Origin of the sequence: Paracoccus zhejiangensis, from assembly GCF_002847445.1 — a bacterium.
Classification (GTDB): Bacteria; Pseudomonadota; Alphaproteobacteria; order Rhodobacterales; family Rhodobacteraceae; genus Paracoccus; species Paracoccus zhejiangensis.
This window is the reverse complement of the sequence record NZ_CP025431.1, coordinates 105,623-121,939: the sequence shown is the minus strand read 5'-3', so window position 1 is coordinate 121,939 and position 16,317 is coordinate 105,623. Positions and strand designations below refer to the sequence as shown.

The window sequence follows — 16,317 nt, the reverse complement described above, 5'->3', positions numbered from 1 at the left end:
AATTGATTTACTAGTATGGAAGTATGCAATACAACACGGCAAGGGGAGGAATCATGTCAATGCAGCCCGTGCTCGATCTCACCATCTCGGCGGCCCCGCAGGTCTATGACTGGCTGCGCGATGCGATCCTGCGCGGCGAGCTGGCGCCCGGCAGCCGCCTCAGCGAGGGCGAGATCGGCAAGCAGATCGGCGTCAGCCGCCAGCCGGTGCGCGAGGCGTTCATCCGCCTGACCTCCGAGGGTCTGGCCGAGGTCCGCCCGCAGCGCGGCACCTTCATCAGCCGGATTTCCCTGTCGGCCGTGCTGTCGGCCCGGCTGATCCGCGAGGCGGTGGAAAGCGACCTGATCCGCATGGTCTGTGACCGGGCCGATGACGCGCTTCTGGCCCGGCTCGACCGCGAGATCGAGATGCAACGCGCCGCCATCGACCGCGACGATATCGAGGAGTTCGTGCGGCTAGATGACCGCTTCCATTTCCTTCTGGCCTCGGCCGCGGAACAGGAAGGCGTCTGGTCCGTGCTCGAGGGCCTCAAATCCCACATGAACCGGCTGCGCCACATCACCGCGCGAGCCTTTGACGCAAGACGGCTGACCGATCAGCACGCCGCCATTGTCGAAGGGCTGCGCCAGCGCGATGCCGATGCCGCCGAACAGGCGATGCGCCTGCATCTGCGCGAATTGCTGGCCGATCTGCCCGAGGTCGCCAGCAGCCGCCCCGAGCTTTTCACCAAATGACCATCACGACCGGAGGAACCCGACCATGAACCTGACCCGCCGCCATTTCACCGCCCTTGCCGGCGCCGCCCTGCTGGCCACCCCCGCGATCCGCGCCGGGGCACAGACCGCCGAGATCACGCTGAAGCTGGGCCACCTGGCCAATGAACAGAACGGCTGGCACCTCGCCTCGCTGAAATTCGCCGAGGAAGTGGCGAAGCTGACCGAGGGCCGCGTTGCCGTCGAGGTCTTCCCCAACGAATCGCTGGGGAAAGAGGTCGACCTGATCAACGGCATGCAGCTTGGCACCGCCGACATGACCATCACCGGCGAAAGCCTGCAGAACTGGGCACCGATGGCCGCGCTGCTGGCCGTGCCCTATGCCTATAACTCGCTCGAACAGATGGACGAGGTCGCCTCGGGCGACATCGGCAAGCAGATCGAGGCCGAGATCCTGGCCAAGGCGCAGGTCCGCCCGCTGACCTATTTCGCCCGTGGCCCGCGCAACCTGACCTCGAACCGCGAGATCGTGACGCCGGATGACCTGCAGAACCTGCGCCTGCGCGTGCCGAACGTGCCGCTGTTCGTGAATGTCTGGCAGGCGCTTGGCGCCGCGCCGACGCCGATGGCCTTTGGCGAGGTCTTCACCTCGCTGCAGAACGGCACCATCGACGCGCAGGAAAACCCGCTGGCGCTGATCGAATCGGCGAATTTCAACGAGGTGCAGAAATTCGTCAACAAGACCGAGCATGTGCGGTCCTGGATCTACCTGACCATCTCGGAACTCAGCTGGGGCCGGCTGTCCGAGGCCGACCGCGAGGCCGTGATGCAGGCCGCCGCCACCGCCCAGACCACCGAGCGCGAGTTGTTCCTCGCCGACGAGGCGCGGCTGGAACAATCGCTGAAAGACAAGGGCATGACCTTCGTCGACAGCGACAAGGCGGCCTTCGCCGCCAAGGCCAAGGATGCGGTGCTGCAGAATGTCAGCCCCGAGATCAAGCCGGTGGTCGAGGAGCTGTTCGCCACGCAGGGCTGATCCCCTGACCCATCGCGGCCGGGTCAATCCCGGCCGCCCGTGATCCGCAAACCGGGCCCGTGACGGGCACCGGTCCGTCAGGGCTTTGTCCCAAGGGAGGAAGAGATGGCACAGATGATCCGCTGGATGCGCGCGTTCCTGCGCCTCGGCACCGGCATCTCGTTTCTGGTGCTGATCGTCGCCGTCACCGTGCAGGTGGTGTCGCGCAGCTTTGTCGGCGGCTCGCCGGTCTGGACCGAGGAGCTGACGCGCTTTGCGCTGCTGTATCTCGCCGGCTTCGGCACCGGGATGGCGCTGTTCACCGGCGACCTGGTCAATGTCGACCTGTTCAGCGAAGGCCTGCCCGGTCGCGGGCCCTGGGTGCTGCGGCTGGTCTCCGCCGCGCTGGTGCTGGTCTTCTGCGTCCTGACCATCGGCCCGGCTTTGCGCTTTACCCAGATCGGCGCGATGCAGACCTCACCCGCCATGGGGCTGCGGATGGACTGGGTGCATGGCAGCGTGCTGCTGCTGCTGACGATGCTGGCGCTGGCCGCCGCGCTTCGGATCATCGGCATGGTCACCGGCGCCACCGACGGCCGCCCCGAAAACCTGATTGGAGAGATCGAATGAGCCTCGCGGTTCTTGGCGTCACCTTCCTGTTCGGCCTGATCATCGGGATGCCGGTGGCGATCACCCTTGGCCTCTCGTCCATCGCCTATCTCCTCTACATGGGGATGCCGCTGGTCGTGGTGCCGCAGAAGATGTTCGCCGGCATGGACAGCTTCGTGCTGCTGTGCATTCCGGGCTTCATCCTCGCCGGCAACCTGATGAACGGCGGCGGCATCACCGGCCGGATCATCCGCTTTGCACAGGCGCTGGTGGGCTGGGTCCGTGGTGGTCTGGCCCAGACCAACGTAGCCTCCTCGATGCTGTTCGGCGGCATTTCGGGTACCGCCGTCGCCGATGCCGCCTCGATCGGCGGGATGATGATCCCCGGCATGAAGAAGGCCGGCTATCCCGCTGATTTCTCGGCGGCCGTGACCGCTGCTTCATCCACTGTCGGGCCGATCATCCCGCCCTCGGTGCCGATGATCATCGTCGGCTCGCTGTCGGGCATCTCGGTCGGCAAGATGTTCATTGCCGGCGCCCTGCCCGGCATCCTTCTGGGCGTCGCGATGATGGTCACCACCTATATCATCGCCGTGCGCCGCAACTTCCCGCGTCAGGCCTGGCAGGGCTGGGGCGAGCTTGGGGCGTCCTTCCTCGGTGCCTTCTGGGCGCTGGCGATGACCGGGCTGATCGTCGGCGGCATGCTGTCGGGCTTCGTCACGCCGACCGAGACCGCCGTCGTCGCCTCGATCTATGCCGTGGTCGTCGGTGCCTTCATCTATCGCGAGCTGCCGCTGGGGCGGGTGCCAACCATCCTGATCGACAGCGCCGTGTCCTCGGCGGGCATCCTTGCGCTGGTCGGCACCGCCAATGTCTTCGGCTGGATCCTCGTCAGCGAGCGCATCCCGCAGATGATCGCCGACGCGGTCCTGTCGGTCACCGACAACAAGTTTCTGGTGATCCTCCTGATCAACGTGATCCTGCTGGTCGTCGGCATGTTCATGGAGACGATCGCCGCGCTCATCATCCTCTTCGTGCCGCTGATGACGCTGGCGCAGGGCGTGGGCATCGAGCCGCTGCATTTCGCGGTCTTCGCCGTGTTGAACCTGATGATCGGCCTGACCACGCCGCCGGTCGGGGTCTGCATGTTCATCTGCGCCAATATCGCCCGCCTGCCGCTGGCGCCGGTGATCCGCGCGCTGGTGCCCTATCTCATCACCAATATCGGTGTGCTGCTGCTGGTCTCCTATATTCCGGCGATCAGCACCTGGCTTCCCTCATTGATGGACAAGTGACATGACCGAGGATCTTGCCTGCCGTCTCTACGCCGCCCATGACCTGAGGATCGAGGATCAGCCCGATCCGGTCCTCGCCCCCGACCTTGCCCTGATCCGGGTCGCACGCGGCGGCATCTGCGGCTCGGACCTGCATTACTATCACAATGGCGGCTTCGGCCCGATCCGGGTGCAGGAGCCGATCATCCTCGGCCACGAGGCCGCCGGCGTGGTCGAGGCCGCGCCCGAGGGCTCGGGCCTGCGCGTCGGCCAACTGGTCTCGCTCTCGCCCTCGCGTCCCTGCGGGGAATGCGAGTTCTGCAAGGCCGGGATCGAACGGCATTGCCTCAACATGCGCTTCAACGGCTCGGCCATGCGCATGCCGCATGAGCAGGGCATGTTCCGCAGCCAGATCGCCCATCCGGTCGCGCAATGCATCCCCCTGCCCGACGGCACCAGCGCCGAGGCCGCAGCCGGGGCCGAGCCGCTGTCGGTCTGCCTGCACGCCCTGACCCATGCCCCCGATCTTCGCGGCCAGCGGGTGCTGATCACCGGCGCCGGCCCGATCGGCGCCATCTGCACCGCCTTGGCCCGGTTGCGCGGCGCGGCCGAGATCGTGGTGACCGATGTACAGGATTTCACCCTCGGCATCGCGAAGCAGCTCGGCGCCGACCGGGTGGTGAACGTGATGACCAACCCCGACGGGCTGGCGGACTATGCCGCGAACAAGGGCCGCATCGATGTGGTGCTGGAATGCTCGGCCAATGCCCATGCCATCGCCGGGGCCATCGCCGTCACCCGCCCGCAGGGCACCGTGGTCCAGATCGGCGTCGGCGGCAGCACCGCCCTGCCCCTGAACCTGATTGTCAGCAAGGAGCTAAAATTCGTTGGCACCCATCGCTTTGACGTGGAATTCCTCGAGGCGGTGCGAATGATCGGCGCGGGCGAGATCGACCTCACGCCGATGGTCACCCAGGTCCTGTCCGCACGCGAGGCCGTCCGCGCCTTCGACCTGGCCGGCGACCGGGCGCAGGCGGTCAAGGTGCAACTGGATTTCGCGGCCTGAGCGGCCACAGGAGATTGAGATGAGACAGACATGGCGCTGGTTCGGGCCGAAGGACCGGGTTTCCATCGATGACATGCTGCAGGCCGGGGTTCAGGGCGTGGTCTCTGCGCTGCATCACGTCCCGACCGGCGCGGTCTGGACGCCGGAGGAGATCGCCAGGCGTCAGGACGATCTGGCGCGGATGACGGATGGCAGCCCCTCGGGCCTTGCCTGGGAGGTGGTCGAAAGCCTGCCGGTCAGCGAGGCGATCAAGACCCAGACCGGCGACTGGCGCGCGCATATCCAGAACTGGATCACCTCGATGCGGCACCTGAAAGCCGCCGGCATCGACGTGATCTGCTACAATTTCATGCCGGTGCTCGACTGGACCCGCACCGATCTGGCCTGGCGTCGTCCGACCGGCGCGCGCTGCATGCGCTTCGATTTCACCGATTTCGCCGCCTTCGACATCCATATCCTCCAGCGCAAGGGCGCCGCCGAGGACTTCCCCGAGGAGGTCCGGGACGAGGCCGCCCGCCGCTTCGCCGCCATGGACAACGCCGCCCGCGAAGCCTTGGCCGGCAATGTCGTCTTCGGCCTGCCCGGTGCCGCCGAAAGCTTCACCCTTCAGGACGTGCGCGACCTGCTGGACAGCTATGCCCCGGTGACGGATGCGGTCTTGCGCCGCAATTTCCACGCCTTCCTCGAAGAGGTCGCCCCGGTCGCGCAGGACCTGGGCATGCGGCTCTGCTGCCATCCCGACGATCCGCCCTTCGGGCTTCTGGGCCTGTCGCGGATCATGTCGACCGAGGCCGATTATGCCGAGCGCATGGCGGCGGTGGACCTGCCCGCCAATGGCATCACCCTCTGTTCCGGCTCGCTCGGCGCGCGGCCCGACAATGACCTGCCGGGCATGATGGACCGCCTGGGGGACCGGGTGCATTTCCTGCACCTGCGCAATGTCCGCCGCGACAGCGACGCCATCCGGGGATCGTTCTTCGAGGACGAGCATCTGGGCGGGCAGACCGACATGGTTGCGCTGGTCGCCGCCGTGCTGCGCGAAGAGGCGCGGCGGCGGGCGGCGGGCCGGGCCGATGCAACAATCCCGATGCGTCCCGATCACGGGCAGGATATCCTTGACGATATCGGCCGGGGCGGCCAGCCCGGCTATCCCGCCATCGGTCGCCTCAAGGGTCTGGCCGAGCTGCGCGGCGTCGAGGCCGCGCTGTCCCACGGAGCCTGATGTCCATGCCGCTGCTGACCGATCTGACCGACCTGCCCGCCGACGTGATCCGCCCCGGCTATGACCGGGACGGGCTGGGGACGGGCATCCTGCATCTGGGCCTTGGCGCCTTCCACCGCGCCCATCAGGCGGTCTATACCGATGACGCGCTGGCGGCCGAGGGCGGCGACTGGCGCATCCTTGGCGCCAACCTGCGCAGCACCGAGATGCCGCAGGCGATGACGGCGCAGAACGGGCTTTATTCGCTGCTGGAACGGTCGGAATCGGATCGGCTGCGGGTCATCGGCGCGCATGGGCACAAGGCCATCGGCGGCGATGCGGCGGCGATCCTCAAGGCGGCAAGTGACCCGGCCATCCGCATCCTGTCGCTGACCGTCTCGGAAAAGGCCTATGGCATCGACCGGGCGGCGATGGACATTGACGAGGCGCACCCGGCGGTTGCCGCCGATCTGGCCCGGCCCGATGCGCCACAGGGCGTTCTGGGCATCATCACCGCCGCACTGGCCGCGCGCCATGCGGCGGGCCATGCGCCCTTCACCGTCCTCTGCTGCGACAACCTGCCCGACAATGGCACGCTTCTGCGCGCCGGTGTGCTGGGCATGGCGCGGCGCCACGATCCCGACCTTGCCGCCCGCATCGCCGATCAGGTGGCCTTCCCCGCCACCATGGTCGATCGCATCACCCCCGCCGTCACTGACCGCACGCTTTCCGATGTGGAACGGCTGACCGGCCATCGCGATCTGGCGGCGGTCGAGACCGAGCCCTTCACCCAATGGGTGATCGAGGATCATTTCCCTGAAGGCCGCCCGGCCTGGGAAGCCGGCGGGGCCGAGTTCGTCACCGATGTCAGCGCCCATGAGGCGATGAAGCTGAGGATGCTGAACGGCAGCCATTCCCTCATCGCCTATCTGGGGCAGATGCTCGGCCTGCGCTATGTCCGCGACCTGGTGGCGGACCGGGCGCTGTCGGCGCTGGTCCTGCGGCACATGCGGGCGGCGGGGACCACCCTGCCCCGCAACGCCGGCCTCGACGCACCCAGTTATGCCGAGGCGCTGATGGACCGTTTCCGCAACCCCGCCATCGCCCATGAGACCCGCCAGATCGCCATGGACGGCACCGAGAAACTGCCGCAGCGCTGGTTCTCTCCGGCGGCCGATCTGCTGAGCAGCGGCGGCGACCCGCGCGCCTATGCCTTCGCCACCGCCGTCTGGCTGGGCTGGCTGTCGGAGTTGGCAGCGAAGGGCGAGCAACCGAACGATCCCCGCGCCGCCCGGCTGATGCAGCTGGTGAGTCAGGCGGGCAGCGATGCCACTGCGCTGACCGCTTCGGTCCTGTCCCTGCCCGGCCTCGCCCCCGATGCGCTGGTCTGGGATGAGGGCTTTACCGGGGCGACCAGCCGCACGCTCGCCCGCATCCGGGCCGAGGGTCTGCGCGCCGTGTTGGCAACCGAGCTCGCCGGTTAAAGCACCAGCACGCCGGAATGCTTGGCCTTGTGGTCGGGCTCGACATGAATGGTGATCTGCGCCTCGGGCAGCTTCGCCCGCAGCGACTGCTCGATCCGGTCGCAGATCTCATGCGCGTCCTCGACCGTGGTCTGGCCATCCACCACCAGGTGGAAATCGATGAAGGTCACCTTGCCGGCGTGGCGGGTGCGCAAGTCATGCGCCTCGATCGCGCCGGTGGCCTTGTCCGAGATGATGGCGCGGATCGTTTCCAGCGTCTTGTCGGGCACCGCCTCGTCCATGAGCCCGCTGAGCGAGGAGGCCGTCACCTTCCAGCCCGACCAGAGGATGTTCAGCCCCACCAGTCCCGCCAGCAGCGGATCAAGGATCGCCCATCCGGTGGTGACCGCAAGGATCACCCCCAGCAGCACCCCGCCCGACGAGATCACGTCGGACAGCAGATGCTTGCCATCCGCGACCAGCGCCGGCGACTTGTGCTTGCGGCCCTTGGTGATCAGCACCCAGCACCAGAACGCGTTCAGCACCCCGGCGGCGGCGTTGATGGCGATGCCCATGGCGGGCGCCTCGATCACCGGCGGATGCTGGAAGGCGAAATACGCCTCGCGCATGATCAGAAGCGCGGCGACAATGATCATCACCCCCTCCAGCACGGCGCTGAAGAACTCGGCCTTGTGATGGCCGTAAGGATGGCCGGCATCGGCGGGCCGCGCGGCGACATGGATGGCGATCAGCGCGGCAAAGGCGGTGGCCACGTTCACCGTGCTTTCCAGCGCATCGGACAGCAGCGCGACCGAGCCCGTCAGCCACCAGGCCAAGAGCTTCAGCCCGAGGACCACGAGGCCCACGACGATGCTTCCCAATGCGATCCTGATGGTTCGGGACATGCTCACCCGCCTGCGTCTCTTCTGCCGATTCCTGTTCTTTCCAAGGGCTTTGTCAGATCGGGCGCGGAATCTCAACGCCTTGAGGGCCGGTCAGCGCGCATCCGCCCGAGCCATGGCAACTTGACATCGATCAAGGCAAGCCCGACCCGGCTGCGTCATCACCGAAGACACGGCAGCACGCGCCGGCGCACCCGCAGGAAGGACAGCATGACCCCCATCCCCCTCTTCACCGCCGGCTGGCGCGCCTTCTTCCTCGCCGCCGGTCTCTGGGCGGTGATCTCGGTCGCGGTCTGGATGCTGTGGCTGGCGGGCTATCTGGGCGGCGGCGCGCATCTGGGCATCGCGCCCTCCTATTGGCACGCGCATGAGATGATCTTCGGTTATGCCAGCGCCGCCATCGCCGGCTTCTTCCTGACCGCCGTGCCGAACTGGACCGGCGCCAAGCCGGTGGGGCCGGGCTTCATCCTGCTGGCCCTGACCCTCTGGCTCGCAGGGCGTCTGGCGCTGTGCCTCACCGGCCTCCTGCCGCCGCTCGTGGTCGCGCTGGTCGATCTGGCCTTCCTGCCGGTCCTTGCCGCCAAGCTGCTGATGCAGCTGATGGAACGGCCAAAGCCGCAGAACCTGATGCTGCTCATCATGCTCACGCTGCTCTGGACCGCGAACCTGATGCTGCATCTCGACTGGCTTGGCCTCGCCTCGACCGGCGGACAGGGGCTGCGCGGCGGGCTGCTGATCCTCTGCGCCATGATCGCGGTGCTGGGCGGGCGGGTGACGCCGGCCTTTACCCGCAATGCCCTGCAGCGCGAGGGCCGGACCGGCGCCCTGCCGGTCGATCAGCCGGTCCTGACCGGCGCCGGCATCGCGCTGGCGATCCTGACCGCGCTCGCGGCACTGGCGGGCCTGCCCGATCCGCTGACCGGAGGGCTGGCGCTGCTGGCCGGGCTGGTCGCGGCGCTGCGCCTCTCGGGCTGGTCCGGGTTGCAGACCGCGCGCCAGCCGATCCTCTGGTCGCTGCATCTGGGCTATGCCCTGCTGGCGCTCGGCCTCGGGCTCTGGGGGCTGGCGCTGATGGGCCATGGCTCCGAGACCGGAGCACTGCATGTGCTGGGCATCGGCGCGGTCGGCAGCATGACCCTTGCGGTGATGAGCCGCGCGGCGCTCGGGCATTCTGGCCGGGCGCTGATCGCGCCGCGCGCGGTGGCGCTGGCCTATGCCCTGATGCCGCTCGCGGTGGCGTTTCGATGGGCCGGATCGGCGGGCGCGGGCGGGTTTTATCAGATCGGCGTCTTCGGCTCGGGCCTGCTCTGGTGCCTCGCCTTCCTCTTCTATCTGGCCGCCATGCTGCCGGTGTTCCTCGCCCCGCGCAGCACCACCGCCGCCGCCTGACCGGCCTACCGCTCGCCCGCCGCCACCGCGCGCAGAGCCTCGAGATCGGCGATCAGGACGCGGTTGCCCTCGCTTTCGACCCCGCTCTCGCGCAGCTTGGCAAAGGCCCGCGACAGGCTTTCCGGCTGCATCCCCAGATGCCCCGCGATCAGTCGCTTGCTATAGGGCAGCTCGACCGCGCAACCGCCCGCCTCGGCCTCGGCCAGCCCGGCCAGGAACTCGGCCAGCCGCTGCACCCCGCTATGCGCCTTCAGCTTCTCGACCTGCTCGACCAGCCCCTGCAGATGCACGAAGGTCGAGGCCAAGAGGTCGATGGCGAATTCCGGGTTCTCGACCAGGAACTGCCTGAGCCGCGTGCCGTCGATCTGCAACAGCGTGCAAGCCGTGATCGCCTCGGCCGTCACCGGATAGGGCGTCCGCCGCAGCACCATCGCCTCGGCAAAGCTGCGCCCCCGCCCGATGATCGCCACCACCGCCTCGGCCCCCGAGGGCGTCATCCTGACCAGCTTCACCGCACCCGAAAGCACGATGAACACCGCCCGCGCCGGCTCGCCCTGCAGGAAGACCGTCTCGCCCGCGCCATAGCTGCGGCGCAGGGCATCCTTCAGCACATGGGCGCGATTGGCCTCGCTCAGCCCGCTGAGCAGCATGGATTTGCGCAGGATCTCGGGGACAGGTTCGGACATGGGCAACAGGGAACCGGGGACGGGAAGCCCGACTGTGGCATGACGGGCGGGCCGAGGGAAAGGTCTATTCCCCTGCCCCGTCCACCGCCGAATCCGGAATCGTCACCAGGTCCATCACCACCCCGCCCTGCGCCGCCGCGAAATCCCTTGCCGCCGCTTCCTGCGCGAAGGGCACCAGTTCAGGCTTGCCCGACCCGCCCCTTCGCGACGAACCAACGACGTAATGCGCCGCCCCGGCATGGATCCAGTTCATCGCCCCCGGCTTCTCCCATGTCGCGCCGGTAGCCCCCATGTCGCTCACCCAGATGGCCAGCACCGGATGGCTGGCGTCGGGATGGCGGGAATAGGCGACCGCATCGCGCACCTGCGCAAAGAACAACGGCGCGCCCTCGAGACCCTTCAGATGCACCTGCGCCTTGGGTCCGACCTGCTGAAGTGCCGCCCCGGTCAGCGGCAGCGGATCGACGACCTGCGTCTGCTCCTCGCGACAGCCGGTCAGCAGCAACAGCACCAGGGCCAGCGCGCGCCCCATCACGGCCGCTCGCCCTCGGCCCCGGCCACCAAGCTGGCGGCCGGAGACTCGGTGAATTGGATGTCCAGTAGCGGGGCGGTGGAAGCCGGCAGGGCATAGACGGCCCCTGCCAGCAGAGTTGTTACCCACCAAACCACCGCGACCAGCACCGGCGCAGCCGCAACCCCCCGATCGAGGCCCGCAGGCACTGGCCGTTCATGCTGTAACACCCAACTCATGCGGGCGATCTACCGGGCCTGCTCAACCGGAACATTGATCTGCATCAAAGCCGGTTAAATCTTTGTTAAGGACTCCCGCCCCTACCCTTCCCCCGCACTGCGAATGCGCACCGCGCGGATGGCCGGGTCGGCGCGGCTCGCCGCGCTCAGCAGCCGGCCGATGAAATGGCCCGCAACGTAGCTCGCATGAAACCGCGTCGGCGCGATCAAAACCAGCACGCCACCCTCGCAGCCCGCCTCGCTCAGCGCCGCGAACCAGGCCTCGTAGAGCGCCGGGTCCTCGCCCGCCAGCTGCCGGCAGGCCGCGCCCCAGGTGCCGTCCCCGGCCTCGACCGCGCCGCGCGGGCGGAACGGCACCACCGTGCTCTCGGGAACCGGCGCCGTCCCCCCTGCCCTCTCGACGAAATCCGGCCCGATATGCTCCCACTCGGCCCGCGTATCCAGCATGATCCGCTCGAGCCCGAGGCCCAGCACCGACACCCTGCCCCGCGCGCCCTGCCGCTTTACGACGACCCATCCCAGGGCCTTCAGCCGCGCCATGTCGCGCTTCACCGTGCGCTCGTCCACGCACCACAGCCGCGCCATCTCGCGCTGGCCCATGGTCAGCTCGTCGCGCTGCCAGTTATAGCGGGTGGTGATCAGCGCCATCAGCCGCAGCACCAGCCGTTGCCGATGCTGGTCCCCGGCCAGCGCATGTGCCATCAGCGCCGACAGGAGGTCATATTTCTTCGCTGACGCCTCACGACCCACCGGCCGAATGATCTGCATCACGGTCCTGCCCGCCGGTTGACCCGGCCCCTCGTGCCCGTTTTCGGGCGTTTGCCTCGTGCCCGTTTCGGGCTTCTCTCTCGCGACCCTTGCCAGGCCTTTGCCTCTGGGGATGCGCTGCGAGGTCTTCCGCCCCGCTGGTCTTGTGCTGCGTAAAACGCTTTTCACCATCCTTACCGCATTTGCGTCCGGATCAGCGATTCTGTCAAGCCATTTGAACTGTTGCGTCTTTCCCTGTCCAAATCCGGCAAGAAAAAACGGTATCACTGGTATGGGGGGACATCCTGGGTGACCCCTATTTCGCCTCGGATGTCACCCAATATCTTGCAGATGGCCCCGGTGCGTCCCCCATTCCCCGGTATGCAACGCGCGCCCCGCTGCGAACGCTGCAAGCCCGATTCGCGCAACAGGCGCTGGACTGGGTTATTCTTGCCCTCACCTTAACTTGCCTTTTGCCAAAAGCGCAAATCCGGCGTAAAAGCCAATACAGCAGTAATTAGCGTCCGGAAATACAGGCACAACATGTATACGCACGAAAACCTCGCGCAGCTTCAGGCACAATCTCTCAAGATGCAGGGCTGGATCCGTCGGCAGACCTTCTCGCCCGAGCTGGAAAAGACCCTGCGCCGCTTCTCCTCCTGGGAGGTGGCCGAGCTCATCTTCCGCATCAACCAGTCGACCTTCCGCGGCAAGCTGGCCGACCTGAACCTTCCCCTCGGGGAAGTCGAAGAGGATGGCCGCCAGCGCTGGTTCAGCCTCGACGAGATCAACGAGCTGCGCCGGCGCATCCGCATCAACAAGAAGACGCTGATGCCGCCGCGCCCCGAGGGCAAGCGCGCCTTCCGCGCCGCCATCGCCAATTTCAAGGGCGGTGCCGGCAAGTCCACCGTGGCGCTGCACTTCGCCCATGCCGCCGCGCTCGACGGCTATCGCGTGCTGGTCGTCGATTTCGACCCGCAGGCGACGCTCAGCCACTCGATGGGCCTCAATGACGTGGGCGAGGATCACACCGTCTGGGGCATCATGGCCCGCGACCTCGAACGCGAGACCGACCGGATGAATGGCAGTGCGGCGGGTGCCGAGAGCGGGACCGCCCTGCCCCAGCGCAAGCTGCCGGCCTCGATCCGCGACATGGGCCTTGGCACGCTTCGGCCCGCCGACTTCATCAAGCCGACCGCCTGGCCGACCATCGACATCGTCCCCAGCTGCGCCAACGCCGCCTTCGTCGAGTTCGCCAGCGCCCAGTATCGCCACCTGAACCCGGAATGGACCTTCTTCGGTGCCGTCTCGCGCTTCCTCGACAGCCTCGCCGATGATGCCTATGACCTCATCCTTTTCGACTGCCCGCCGGCCATCGGCTACCAGTCGATGAACGCGGTCTTCGCGGCCGACATGCTCTATATCCCCTCCGGTCCCGGCTACTGGGAATACGATTCGACCACCAGCTTCATCGGCCAGCTGGCCGAGGCGCTCGAGGACCTGTCGCACGGGTTCGAAAGCTTCCCCACGGGGAAGATCGCTTTGCCCAAGGCCTTCGCCGATGTGCGCTTCCTGATGACCCGCTACGAGCCGTCGAACGAATTGCACCAGGCCATGCTCGGCGCCTTCCAGCAGGTCTTCGGCGATCGCATGGCCCAGCACCCGATCGAGTTGACCCGCGCCGTCGAGCAGTCGGGCCGCTTCCTAAGTTCGATCTACGAGATCGATTACCGCGAGATGACGCGCGGCACATGGCGTCGCGCGCGCGCCAGTTTCGACCAGGCCTATGAAGAATTCCGGGGTCACGTGCTGACCGCATGGGACAAGCTGGAGGGTGAGGCATGAGCCGCAAGCGCCGCATGTTCGAGATCGAGATGCCGGAGGAGCCGGTGGAAACCTTCCCCGCGGGGAAGGTCGCGGAAAAGGCCGACACGCCCGAGCCGCGCCGTGGCCCGATGGCCACCGCCATTGCCGAAACCGCGGAATCGAGCCGCGACCGTGCCGAGGTCGAGGCGAAGATCCGGGCCGAGAATGACGCGCTCGCGCAGGAACATGTGCGGATGAAGCGCGCCGGACTGATCACCGACCTGGTCCCGCTGGACGCGATCCAGACCTACAAGCTGACCCGCGACCGCAAGAACGGTCCCGATTTCGAACTGGCCGAACTGGTCGCCTCGATCCGCGAGATCGGGTTGTCGAACCCGATCCGGGTCGAGCCGATCGGTGACGGTCGCTATGAACTGGTGCAGGGCTGGCGCCGTCTTTCTGCCTATCGCGAACTGCTGAAAGAAACCGGTGATGCCGAGGCCTGGGGCAAGATTCCCGCCGGCATCATCGCCAAGGGCGACCACTTGGAACGGCTGTACCGCCGCATGGTCGACGAGAACCTGGTCCGCAAGGACATCTCCTTCGCCGAGATGGCGCAGCTGGCCGTGGACTATGCCATGGACCCCGGCACCGCCGAGACCGACCCGGAAAAGGCGGTGGCGATCCTGTTCAAATCGGCGGGCTACCAGAAGCGCAGCTATATCCGCAATTTCATCCCGCTGGTCCGGCGGCTCTGGGAAAGCCTGCTCTTTCCGCAGGACATCCCGCGCGCCCTCGGCCTCGCGCTGTCCGCGCGCATCGACGAGGTGCCGGGCATGGTGGCGGCGATCAAGGCCGAGCTGAAGGACTGGGACAACCGCAGCGTCAAGGACGAGCTCGACGTGCTGCGCCGTTACGCGGGGCAGGGCGACGACCCGCTCGGCGAGCCTGCGCCCGCGCCGAAAAAGCCCGCTACGCCGGTGCCCGCTGGCAAGGCCAAGACCACCTTCCAGCTGACCCGTCCGCAGGGCAGCGCCAAATGCACCGCCGCCAACGGAAGGCTCGAGATCCGCCTGCCGCGCGACTTCTCGACCGTCGACCGCCGCCGGCTCGAGGCCGCCGTCGCCTCGCTCCTCGACCAGATCGAGTGATCTTCCCCGCGGGGAAGGTGCTTTCCCGCGCCACCGAACAGGGACGCGGGGCAGCGGGTGACAGGGCAGGGCGGTTGCGTCCTGCCCTGCACTATGATCAGAACCGGAGGTTCCCATGCAGCTCGCCATCGCCGAAGCCAAGGCCCAGTTTGCCGATCTGATCCGACGCGCCGAGGCCGGGGAAGAGATCGAACTGACCCGCTATGGCCGTCCGGTGCGCAGCCCCTGCCGGTCACCTAAGCCCATGCCCGCGCGGTACGCGATCTGCCGCCGCACCATGCCGACCCCTTTGACCGGTCCCTGCGGCGCTGGCATGGCTGAGTTGTTTCTGGACATGCCGCTCATCGACCTCGGCCGAGGAGGCGAGACCGGCGCGTCGGGACCGATGCAAGCATCGCGCACGGTCTGCTTGACCCGCCGCGCGACATGCTTGTGATCGAGGGCGAGGGAAGCGGGCAGGGGGGCGCTGTCGTCATCTTCCCCGCCGGGAAGGTGATCAACGGTGGGCGAGGGCTGTTCTGGCGGGGTTTCGTCCATGTCGCGGAGGGTCATCCCATTACGTCCGATAAGGCAAGATTATTGGACATTGCGCGTTTGCGCGAGTTGCGGCGGTTATCATCGAAATATCTGGCGACAACCGCCGTCATCGGGTAGACCGACCCGCATGACCCGCGCCCCTTCCGCCGATCCCAACCCCGTTGCCAACCCGCCGCGCCTGCCCGACTGGCTGCGCGGCCTGCCGGGCGAAACCCTTGAGGATGCAGCGCTTTCCGCCGGTGCGGCGCTGGCCTTGCTGCACCAGGTGCAAAGCCGGTCCGAGGTGCCGCTGGCGCTGTGGCGGGCGCGGCTGGCGTTGCAGGCGGCGGCGCAGACCGCGCGCCATGCCGGGCGGCCCGAGCGCGAGGCGGCGATCCGCGATGCGCTTTGCCTGCTGCGGCCCGGCGATGCGCCCGGACCGGCGGGCGAGATCGGGCTGGCCTGGCAGCGCGCGGTCGAGCGGCCGCTGAGCGCCGAGACCCTGGCCCGTGCCTTGCCGCAGCTGGAGGACGGGCAGGGGGCACCGCTGCGCGGTGGGCCGATCCAGCAGGCCGCTGCCGCCATCGAGGCGGCGCTGGCCGAGGCCCCGCGCGATCATCTCGCCGCGCTGATCCTTGGCGATGCGGCGCTGGCCCGGGCGCTCGGCTGGACGCATTTGATCCCGCTTTTGGGCCTCGGCCTCACGCGCCGCGACCTCGGGGCAGGGGGCGGCGATCTGCGGCTGGCCTGTCACCGGGCGGTGCTGAAGGCCGCCGGTCCGGCCTTGCAACTGGCCGCCGACCTGGCCCGGCAGGCGGCGCGGCTGCAATCCATCGCTCCGAAGCTGCGCACGAAGCAGTCGGACCGGGCGGTGCAACTGGTCCTCACCTGCGACGCCGTTGCCCCCGCGATGCTGACCGGGCTGATGTCGGACCGCGCCGCAAGGCGCTTCTGCTACCGGCTGGTCGAACTGGGCGCGGCGCGCGAGCTGACCGGGCGCGAGACCTTCCGGCTCTACGGGCTTTGACC

The 16,317-nt window shown here is 67.7% G+C and carries 15 protein-coding genes and 1 pseudogene; 12 read left to right on the top strand and 4 right to left on the bottom strand.

The window, feature by feature from the left end:
• Nucleotides 1-53: 53 nt before the first annotated feature.
• From CX676_RS19885 to CX676_RS19855, 7 genes are all read left to right on the top strand, one after another.
• Complete coding sequence (locus CX676_RS19885) at nt 54-734, top strand: GntR family transcriptional regulator (RefSeq protein ID WP_101754540.1); 681 nt, start codon at nt 54-56, stop codon at nt 732-734.
• 25 nt (nt 735-759) lie between these two features.
• Entirely contained in the window at nt 760-1,749 is a 990-nt protein-coding gene (locus CX676_RS19880; RefSeq protein ID WP_101754539.1) for a TRAP transporter substrate-binding protein, read from the top strand.
• Between the two features lie 105 nt (nt 1,750-1,854).
• Entirely contained in the window at nt 1,855-2,358 is a 504-nt protein-coding gene (locus CX676_RS19875) for a TRAP transporter small permease (RefSeq protein WP_101754538.1), read from the top strand.
• On the top strand, nt 2,355-3,632 hold the full coding sequence (locus CX676_RS19870) for a TRAP transporter large permease (protein WP_101754537.1): 1,278 nt from the start codon (nt 2,355-2,357) through the stop codon (nt 3,630-3,632). The genes CX676_RS19875 and CX676_RS19870 overlap by 4 nt, the downstream gene beginning before the upstream one ends.
• Before the next feature lies 1 nt (nt 3,633).
• Entirely contained in the window at nt 3,634-4,677 is a 1,044-nt protein-coding gene (locus CX676_RS19865; protein ID WP_101754536.1) for an L-idonate 5-dehydrogenase, read from the top strand.
• 19 nt (nt 4,678-4,696) lie between these two features.
• Nucleotides 4,697-5,899: a mannonate dehydratase gene (uxuA, locus tag CX676_RS19860; RefSeq protein ID WP_101754535.1), complete on the top strand. Its 1,203-nt coding sequence runs from the start codon at nt 4,697-4,699 to the stop codon at nt 5,897-5,899.
• Complete coding sequence (locus tag CX676_RS19855) at nt 5,899-7,362, top strand: mannitol dehydrogenase family protein (protein WP_101754534.1); 1,464 nt, start codon at nt 5,899-5,901, stop codon at nt 7,360-7,362. The genes uxuA and CX676_RS19855 overlap by 1 nt, the downstream gene beginning before the upstream one ends.
• On the opposite strand, the gene CX676_RS19850 is transcribed toward CX676_RS19855, so the two are convergent.
• Nucleotides 7,359-8,246 carry a cation diffusion facilitator family transporter gene (locus CX676_RS19850; protein WP_101754533.1) on the bottom strand — a complete coding sequence of 296 codons (888 nt, stop codon included), beginning with the start codon at nt 8,244-8,246 and terminating at the stop codon, nt 7,359-7,361. The two genes, CX676_RS19855 and CX676_RS19850, sit on opposite strands and share 4 nt — an antisense overlap.
• A gap of 207 nt (nt 8,247-8,453) precedes the next feature.
• Here CX676_RS19850 and CX676_RS19845 point away from each other — a divergent pair, with 207 nt between their 5' ends.
• The gene (locus tag CX676_RS19845; RefSeq protein WP_101754532.1) at nt 8,454-9,632 is read left to right on the top strand and encodes an NnrS family protein; all 1,179 of its coding nucleotides are present in this window, start codon (nt 8,454-8,456) and stop codon (nt 9,630-9,632) included.
• Nucleotides 9,633-9,637: 5 nt separating this feature from the next.
• On the opposite strand, the gene CX676_RS19840 is transcribed toward CX676_RS19845, so the two are convergent.
• The 3 genes from CX676_RS19840 to CX676_RS19825 all read right to left on the bottom strand — a co-directional run bounded on the left by CX676_RS19840 (nt 9,638) and on the right by CX676_RS19825 (nt 11,836).
• Nucleotides 9,638-10,318, bottom strand: coding sequence for a Crp/Fnr family transcriptional regulator (locus CX676_RS19840; protein WP_101754531.1), 681 nt, complete (start codon nt 10,316-10,318; stop codon nt 9,638-9,640).
• A 64-nt stretch (nt 10,319-10,382) separates the two neighbouring features.
• The gene (locus CX676_RS19835) at nt 10,383-10,850 is read right to left on the bottom strand and encodes a nitrous oxide reductase accessory protein NosL (protein WP_101754530.1); all 468 of its coding nucleotides are present in this window, start codon (nt 10,848-10,850) and stop codon (nt 10,383-10,385) included.
• Between the two features lie 299 nt (nt 10,851-11,149).
• A complete protein-coding gene (locus tag CX676_RS19825; RefSeq protein WP_101754528.1) occupies nt 11,150-11,836 on the bottom strand; it encodes a DnaA N-terminal domain-containing protein in 687 nt (228 codons plus the stop codon).
• A 522-nt stretch (nt 11,837-12,358) separates the two neighbouring features.
• Between CX676_RS19825 and CX676_RS19820 the strand changes: the two genes are divergently transcribed.
• The 4 genes and pseudogenes from CX676_RS19820 (at nt 12,359) to CX676_RS19795 (ending at nt 16,315) form a co-directional block, all read left to right on the top strand.
• Nucleotides 12,359-13,660 (top strand): AAA family ATPase, encoded by a 1,302-nt coding sequence (locus CX676_RS19820; protein ID WP_101754527.1) that lies wholly within the window; start codon nt 12,359-12,361, stop codon nt 13,658-13,660.
• Nucleotides 13,657-14,772 (top strand): ParB/RepB/Spo0J family partition protein, encoded by a 1,116-nt coding sequence (locus CX676_RS19815; RefSeq protein WP_101754526.1) that lies wholly within the window; start codon nt 13,657-13,659, stop codon nt 14,770-14,772. Before CX676_RS19820 ends, CX676_RS19815 begins: the two co-directional genes overlap by 4 nt.
• 115 nt (nt 14,773-14,887) lie before the next feature.
• Nucleotides 14,888-14,944, top strand: a pseudogene (locus tag CX676_RS23085) (hypothetical protein); the annotation flags it as partial.
• A 492-nt stretch (nt 14,945-15,436) separates the two neighbouring features.
• Nucleotides 15,437-16,315 (top strand): DUF1403 family protein, encoded by an 879-nt coding sequence (locus CX676_RS19795; protein ID WP_101754524.1) that lies wholly within the window; start codon nt 15,437-15,439, stop codon nt 16,313-16,315.
• Nucleotides 16,316-16,317: the final 2 nt, after the last annotated feature.

Excerpts from the sequence above, each read along its gene's own strand:
- CX676_RS19865 (WP_101754536.1), top strand. The coding sequence starts at position 3,634 with ATGACCGAGGATCTTGCCTGCCGTCTCTACGCCGCCCATGACCTGAGG.
- CX676_RS19880 (WP_101754539.1), top strand. The coding sequence starts at position 760 with ATGAACCTGACCCGCCGCCATTTCACCGCCCTTGCCGGCGCCGCCCTG.
- CX676_RS19855 (WP_101754534.1), top strand. The coding sequence starts at position 5,899 with ATGTCCATGCCGCTGCTGACCGATCTGACCGACCTGCCCGCCGACGTG.
- CX676_RS19820 (WP_101754527.1), top strand. The coding sequence starts at position 12,359 with ATGTATACGCACGAAAACCTCGCGCAGCTTCAGGCACAATCTCTCAAG.
- CX676_RS19835 (WP_101754530.1), bottom strand. The coding sequence starts at position 10,850 with ATGGGGCGCGCGCTGGCCCTGGTGCTGTTGCTGCTGACCGGCTGTCGC.
- CX676_RS19870 (WP_101754537.1), top strand. The coding sequence starts at position 2,355 with ATGAGCCTCGCGGTTCTTGGCGTCACCTTCCTGTTCGGCCTGATCATC.
- CX676_RS19875 (WP_101754538.1), top strand. The coding sequence starts at position 1,855 with ATGGCACAGATGATCCGCTGGATGCGCGCGTTCCTGCGCCTCGGCACC.
- CX676_RS19845 (WP_101754532.1), top strand. The coding sequence starts at position 8,454 with ATGACCCCCATCCCCCTCTTCACCGCCGGCTGGCGCGCCTTCTTCCTC.
- CX676_RS19840 (WP_101754531.1), bottom strand. The coding sequence starts at position 10,318 with ATGTCCGAACCTGTCCCCGAGATCCTGCGCAAATCCATGCTGCTCAGC.
- CX676_RS19815 (WP_101754526.1), top strand. The coding sequence starts at position 13,657 with ATGAGCCGCAAGCGCCGCATGTTCGAGATCGAGATGCCGGAGGAGCCG.
- CX676_RS19795 (WP_101754524.1), top strand. The coding sequence starts at position 15,437 with ATGACCCGCGCCCCTTCCGCCGATCCCAACCCCGTTGCCAACCCGCCG.
- CX676_RS19850 (WP_101754533.1), bottom strand. The coding sequence starts at position 8,246 with ATGTCCCGAACCATCAGGATCGCATTGGGAAGCATCGTCGTGGGCCTC.
- CX676_RS19825 (WP_101754528.1), bottom strand. The coding sequence starts at position 11,836 with ATGCAGATCATTCGGCCGGTGGGTCGTGAGGCGTCAGCGAAGAAATAT.
- CX676_RS19885 (WP_101754540.1), top strand. The coding sequence starts at position 54 with ATGTCAATGCAGCCCGTGCTCGATCTCACCATCTCGGCGGCCCCGCAG.
- uxuA (WP_101754535.1), top strand. The coding sequence starts at position 4,697 with ATGAGACAGACATGGCGCTGGTTCGGGCCGAAGGACCGGGTTTCCATC.